Source organism: Microcystis sp. M49636_WE2, assembly GCF_030065375.1.
GTDB classification, from domain to species: Bacteria; Cyanobacteriota; Cyanobacteriia; order Cyanobacteriales; family Microcystaceae; genus Microcystis; species Microcystis aeruginosa_C.
This window is the reverse complement of the sequence record NZ_JASJFG010000809.1, coordinates 1-6872: the sequence shown is the minus strand read 5'-3', so window position 1 is coordinate 6872 and position 6872 is coordinate 1. Positions and strand designations below refer to the sequence as shown.

The 6872-nt window shown below is 47.2% G+C and carries 4 protein-coding genes; all 4 read left to right on the top strand.

The features are described 5' to 3' along the window. Positions 1-328: 328 nt before the first annotated feature. From PX484_RS18425 to PX484_RS18410, 4 genes are read left to right on the top strand one after another with little or no spacing between them, the layout of a single operon-like run. Entirely contained in the window at positions 329-1183 is an 855-nt protein-coding gene (locus PX484_RS18425; protein ID WP_287768280.1) for a hypothetical protein, read from the top strand. Further along, complete coding sequence (locus PX484_RS18420) at positions 1183-3033, top strand: VMAP-C domain-containing protein (RefSeq protein ID WP_353845719.1); 1851 nt, start codon at positions 1183-1185, stop codon at positions 3031-3033. Before PX484_RS18425 ends, PX484_RS18420 begins: the two co-directional genes overlap by 1 nt. Continuing rightward, positions 3023-4123 carry an AAA family ATPase gene (locus PX484_RS18415; RefSeq protein ID WP_287768275.1) on the top strand — a complete coding sequence of 367 codons (1101 nt, stop codon included), beginning with the start codon at positions 3023-3025 and terminating at the stop codon, positions 4121-4123. Before PX484_RS18420 ends, PX484_RS18415 begins: the two co-directional genes overlap by 11 nt. Positions 4124-4131: 8 nt before the next feature. Further along, on the top strand, positions 4132-6657 hold the full coding sequence (locus PX484_RS18410; protein WP_287768272.1) for a formylglycine-generating enzyme family protein: 2526 nt from the start codon (positions 4132-4134) through the stop codon (positions 6655-6657). Positions 6658-6872 lie beyond the last annotated feature (215 nt).

Sequence of the window (6872 nt, the reverse complement as noted above, 5' to 3'; positions counted from 1 at the left end):
GGTAGGCGTTAAAAATTATCAGACACCACCCTGATCAAGGGGGGACTAAGGGTAGGGTTGATTCATGAATCAACCCTACTATGAATCAACTCTAGGACTAAGGGGGGATCGAACCTAAAATCCATTTTTAATTTAATTATAGCGGTTCTCGCATCTGTGCGGCACACTTAAACCTTTGCTGATTAAGCTGTTCAGGATTGGGAATGTACCTCTTATAAATCAGAAACGCTATATAACCAGCTACTTATTTTATTCTTGTTCTAAAGTGGGAAAAACCGTTTAAAATTGAAAATTAACAGGGATAGGGAAGCCCTGTAACCGCACGATCATGGCTAAAATTGTCGGTGTTCACGGTATCGCGCAAGAATTTAGGGGTAGCCACACGATTTCTGCTGAGTGGTTGCCAAGTCTCAAGGATGGATTGAAACTCGCAGGAACCGAGTTACAGTCCGATACTGATTTTCGTTGTGCGTTTTACGGAGATATTTTTCGGGGAAAATCGAAAGCGATCGGCATCCCGAACTACGATGTTAATGATGTCGATTCCGATTGGGAAAAAGAATTACTCCAGTCGTGGTGGCAAGAAACGGAACGATTAGAAAATAATCATCCCAATGCAGATAGCCTTTTGAGAGAAAAATCTACCCCGAAAATTATCCAGAGAGCTTTGTCGGGGTTAAGTGAATCTCGGTTTTTCGGTAGCATTGCCGAGAAATTGGTTATTTCTTATCTTAAGCAAGTGGGGAGCTATTTACACAATCGAGAGCTAAAACAGCAGATTCAAGAGCGAGTAATAAAATGTATCGATGAAGAAGATACGCGGGTACTTGTAGCTCATTCTCTCGGTTCGATCGTCTGTTACGAAACTTTATGTCAGCATCCAGAATGGCCGATTAAAGTCTTTGTCACTCTCGGTTCTCCTTTGGGGATAAGACAATTAATTTTCGATCGACTGCAACCATCCCCCCGCAATAACCTGGGGCGCTGGCCCGGAAATGTGGAAAGATGGGTGAATATCGCAGACAATGGCGATGTGGTGGCGTTGACAAAGCAACTCAACCCTTTATTTGAGGGAACTGTCGAGGATAAGTTAGTTTATAATGGCTGCGAGGCTCACGATGCCAAAAGGTATCTGACGGCGGTTGAAACTGGGGAAGCGATTCGATCGGGGTTAATCGATTGATGGGTAATGATATGGATGAAGAAATCAAGTATTATCTAATCGCTTGTGGGACAAAGGATTACAACGCATTCGAGCAATTACCCAGCGTCGAGACGGATTTAGAATTGGTGAACAGTCTGTTTACCAGTGGTTTTGGATATGAAAGAGTTCTGCCAAGTTTACACTTGAATCCCACAACTAACGATCTTAAAAAATTATTCCCTAATTGGCTTCGGGATAGAGAGCGGCATGGAACGAAAAATATTCTTATTTTTTACTATTCTGGTCATGGCGAATATTGTCAAGGGGATGGACATTATCTCATACTGGAAGACACAAATAGTGACGATATACCTTCAACGGCTTTACCGACTCAAGACTTAGTTCGTCCTATTAAAAATAACCAAGTAACCATCTCTCAAGTTCTCTATATTATTGATACTTGTTACTCCCAAAGTGGTGCGGGAGATATTATAAAATTCGTTAGCGATGCGATCAAACAATATGAAGCGGTTCGAGGAGCTAATATAGCTATTCATGTTATGGCAGCTTGTAGGGCAAAAGATACAGCGATCGAAGGCGTTTTATCCCGATCGCTGCAACAAGCTCTCGATGATATAGAAGCGATCGATTTTTATTCCCACTCTGGATATGTCGATCTAGGTTGGTTGGTTCATAAAATGAACCAAAATGTTGACAGTAATCAGCGTGTTAATTATTCTGCGCTAGGAATTGAAACCCATGCTATCTTTTTTCCTACTTATCCTAAAGCTGACCAAAAATGGGAAAATCAACGATTTAATTTAATCGAAAAACTTTTCAATATTTTAAATATTAATTCCGATAATAGTTTATTTTTAATCAACTCTTTTCTGTTAGTCTATGAAGATCCCAAATCGTCATCTATTTCAAACATACAAGAGCTTATAGAAAAACTAAAAGATTTGTCTAGTAAGCCAGTTAATAAAGAAATATGTCCTTTGATTTTATTTTCTGAATGGTGCAGATTGAAGTTATTTAAGAATGAAACCCTAGATATTGCTGAAAATATTGATACTTGGAAAGGTGAAGCTGTTCGATATAGGGATGGTGTGCAGTTAGACACAATCAAAAAATATGCGATAGAATTGTGGGATAAATTTAATAAAAATATCGAACTAGAAGGAAGAATACAAATTGTAATCTCACCCGCAATTGATAAACATAATAATACTGGCTTACAAACAGAATATTTTCATGTAAATACAATGTTTTTTGTGGGAATAAACAATAAAATTAAGTTATGGAATATCTATAAAAAAGAACAAGATTTTATGATAGAAAAAATGCAAGATAGTTTCTATCAGGTAATTCCTGAAATTTTTTACTATTTACCCGATCGAGTGAGACTAGAGATTGAATTTTTCCTTCCATTTGCTTTGCTGAAACACTCCCTAGAAGATATTAAGTTTAGATGCGGTGAGTGGCCATCTATCGGATACGAGTATCCTGTTTTTATTAACTCCTTCGATCGCTATTTTGATGAAGATTTCCGAGAGATACGCGACGAGATCGAGGAGATCAAGAGAGCTTTATGGGAAAATAATAGCGATCTTGACCAGAAAGATTACTACATCGGAACCGAACCATCGATCGCCGATCTGGAAGAGATCGTGGAATCCCTGCCGATCGCCGTCTGGAGTCGAAACGCCAATCAACCGATGACAGATAACGATCTAAAACCCTCGGAATGGAAAAACTGGCCCGATAAGATCAAAGAATTACGCAGAAACAAGCGAAAAATCGCCCTTTTCTGGGACGATCTATACCCCAAACCCTCCCCGAGACCAAGACCTCTAAACACGAGAGTGGTGGAATCCAATGGCCAATAAACCAGTTACCAAACCAGAAGACCTTCGCATCTATCGGGGTTTGACCCTGAGTGCCGATAGTTTACCCACACCCGAAGAACAAAGAAAACACCTCGATCGCATCCCACCGCCACCCCCTTGGCGCAGTTTTAGCCTATCCCCGGAAGCATGGACAAAAGCGGCAAAATCGCAGGAAATACCGCCCGAACAGGGAAAAATCGACCCTAGGGCTTTAGGATTCGTCGCGGATAAGAAAGCGGTGGAATTGGTGAATGCTGCCCTCTGTTTGCGTCGTCCCCTACTGATCGAGGGCAACCCCGGCGCCGGCAAGACTTCCCTGGCCTACGCAGTGGCGCGGGAATTGGGACTACCCGGCCCCTACCGTTGGTCGATCGTTTCCCGCACCACCCTTAAAGAGGGTCTTTATGCCTACGATGCGATCGGACGGTTACAGGAAGCTTCCCTACAAAGACAGAAAGTGGGAGAGGGGGGAGAGTACGAGGAACCAGATATCGGCAGCTATCTAAGATTAGGCCCCATGGGGATGGCTTTTTATCGATCCCGTCCAGGACGACCGGCGGTGCTGCTAATTGATGAGATCGATAAAAGCGATATCGATATGCCTAACGATCTCCTCCATATTTTCGAGGAGGGATTTTTTGAGATCCCGGAATTGACACGATTAAAAACCGGCGACCAATCCGTTCTTCCCTATCGCGGTCAACAGGATGACAGCGAGGAAAAAATCCCGATCGATCGAGGTTGTGTGTCTTGTCAGGAGTTCCCCCTAGTATTCATGACCAGTAACGAGGCCCGGGAGTTTCCCCCTGCTTTCCTGCGTCGATGTTTGCGTTTAAGACTCGAACAACCCGACAACGAGGATGATTTCTATCGCATACTAGAGCAACGTTTCCCACCGGAGCGCCTAAATCAATTGGACGAACCGGCCAGAAATCTGATCCGGAAATTTCTCGATCGAATTAAACGCAAAGACAAACTAGCCACCGATCAACTGCTCAACGCGGTCTATCTGTTACTACAGGGAAACGACCTCACCGCCACCGATCGCCAATCGCTGCTAGACACCATCTTTAAATCCTTGCAAGGGTAGGGGGAGAGATGGAAGGGAAAAAAGCTATCTGGTGGGAAGACGAGAGGGAAATGGCAGAACTGATCTGGTGCGCTGCTTACCTCGATCGAATTATCGCGCCTTGGTCGATGGAGCAGCCCGGACAGTCGGAAGCAACCTCATCTAATGATAAGGAGGATAACCGGTCATCCGGCAGCGGTGAAAAAACCCCTCCCCCCGGAGCGATCGAGTCAACGCTCCCCGTTGCCTATCCCGAAAACATCGATCGCCCGATGCAGACCTCCCGGAAGCGCGATTCGGTCGAGAGCGATCGTTCTTCTCCCGTTCGTGTCCCCGATCCCTTTCCGATACCCGAACCCACCGCCATCAGTAAGGCAATTCTCCCCCTAGCGCGTCGCGTGCCTGGATTACGGGCCGACGAGTTGGATATCGAGGTTACAGTGGAACGGACGGCCGAAGCGGGGGGATTACCGATGCTCGCTTTCCGTCCCCCCCTAGAACGTTGGTTAGAGGTTCACCTGTTGATCGATCGCTCTCCCCCGATGGAATTTTGGGGAGATCTAGCGGGGGGAATGACCACCCTCTTCCGTTGGCAAGGCTTTTTTAGGGACGTGCGGGTTTGGTGGTTCGAGACCGGTGAAAATGAAGCTCGTTTGCTTTCCGGTGCCGGGCAAATCGAACGGAACCCTCGCAGTCTGGTTGCACCCTCTGGAAACCGACTTTTTATCGTCCTAACCGATACTTTGGGGAAAGCTTGGCGATCGGGGTCTGCCTTCGCCACCCTAGCGGATCTGGGAAAAGAACACCCCGTCACCATTGCTCACATTTTCCCGCAGGAGCTATGGCAACGAACCGCTTTAGAGGGGGCAATACTCCGGCCTTTGATTGCACCGGGTCCCGCTTCTGCCAATGCAATACTGCAAGTGGGGGAAAAACTCCGCACGAAGCAGATTCTCTATCAGTTCCCCATTTTCAATCTATCCCCTGCTCACTTTGCAACCTGGGCGAAATTTATCGCTGGGAGCGGTGGTAACTCCATTCAGGGGGTTTTAATGGGAGCAACCACTGCGGGGGTGAATATGGGTGAAACCGGAGAAGAAGAGGCAGCCGCTCCGGAAGCGGAACCCCCGGAAGAGTTATTGAGAGGCTTTTTAATCGATGCTAGTCCCTTGGCCCGAGAACTGGCTAAAGTGCTGGCGGCCGTTCCCCTGATTCCTCCGGTGATGCGATTGGCACAGCGGCGATTTTTACCCGATAGTAAACATTGGCATCTAGCGGAGGTCTTTTTTAGCGGACTGGTCGAAAAATCTACCTTTAGTCCGGAGGGAGCGACGGTTCCGGATGCTTGGTACGATTTTTACCCCGGCATTCGTCAGTTACTGTTGGCAGATAGTGCCAACCGGCGCACGATCGATATTTGGCGGGGCATCGGCGATTATATTCGCGACCATTACGGCGAATTTCGCGATTTTTCGGCTCTAATCCCCAATCCACAGGGTTCTCTAGCGGATGCAGTCAGCGATCGCTCTCTCTATTTCGCTGAGGTGGACGCGGCTGTTCTCCGCACTTGGGGGGGAGAGTACGCCGATATCGCCCAAAACATCGAGGAGAGAGTGAGGCAGCGAAAACAGGAAATCTTGACCCCGGAAAAACTCCTAAAATTCACCTTCGAGACCCTATACGTCGATAAACGGGGAGAAATTACCAAAAGAGAACCCCTGGAGGCCTACTACTACGAGGAACCCCTAGGGGAGGAAATCGAACCCCTGACCATGGTTGCTATCCCGGGGGGAACTTTCCTGATGGGTTCACCGGGAGAAAAGGACGATTACGAGTCTGAAAAACCCCAACACCTCGTGAGGGTCAGTGCCTTCTACCTGAGCCAGACTCCGATTACCCTGGCGCAATGGCGGTTCGTGGCCCACCTACCGAGGGAGGGAAAAGACCTCGATCCAGACCCCGCGCGTTTTAAGGAAAGTGATAACAACCCCGTCGAGTCCCTGAGTTGGTACGATGCGATCGAATTCTGCGCTCGTCTGTCCCGTCACACGGGAAAAAATTACCGTTTACCAAGCGAGGCCGAGTGGGAATACGCTTGTAGAGCGGGAACAACCACCCCCTTCCACTTTGGCGAGACGATCACGGCAGAACTGGCGAATTACAATAGTTCAAAGGTCTATCAACAAGAAAAGGCGAAACAATCCCCAAATAAAACCACCCCCGTCCGCTCCTATCCCCCCAACGCCTTTGGGCTGTACGATATGCACGGGAATGTTTGGGAGTGGTGTTTAGATCCGTGGCACGGTGATTATCAAGGCGCACCGCCCACAGACGGGAGCGTTTGGGACGAAAAAAATATTGATAATCGTTATGAAAATTTATTAAATAGTATAAATGAACTCTTGATAGATGACCGATATTGTGTATTGCGGGGCGGTTCTTGGTACAACAATCCAAATTACTGCCGTTCTGCTTACCGCAACATCAACTACCGCCGCGACTACGTCAACTACGACGGTTTTCGGGTGGTGTGCGGTGCTGGGAGAACCCTGTAACCCTTTTCCCCTTTTTTTTCCCTTTTTTCCCTCATTCCCTTTTCTGGAATTTTTTTGGGCAAGCTATAGCACAAGTGTATTGGTTTAGGGGGTCAATTATCTGGGGGGGTTTGATCCCCCCTGCCCCCCTTGATAAGGGGGGTGCCGATAGGCGGGGGGATCTCCCTTGATAAGGGGGGTTTGATCCCCCCTGCCCCCCTTGATAAGGGGGGTGC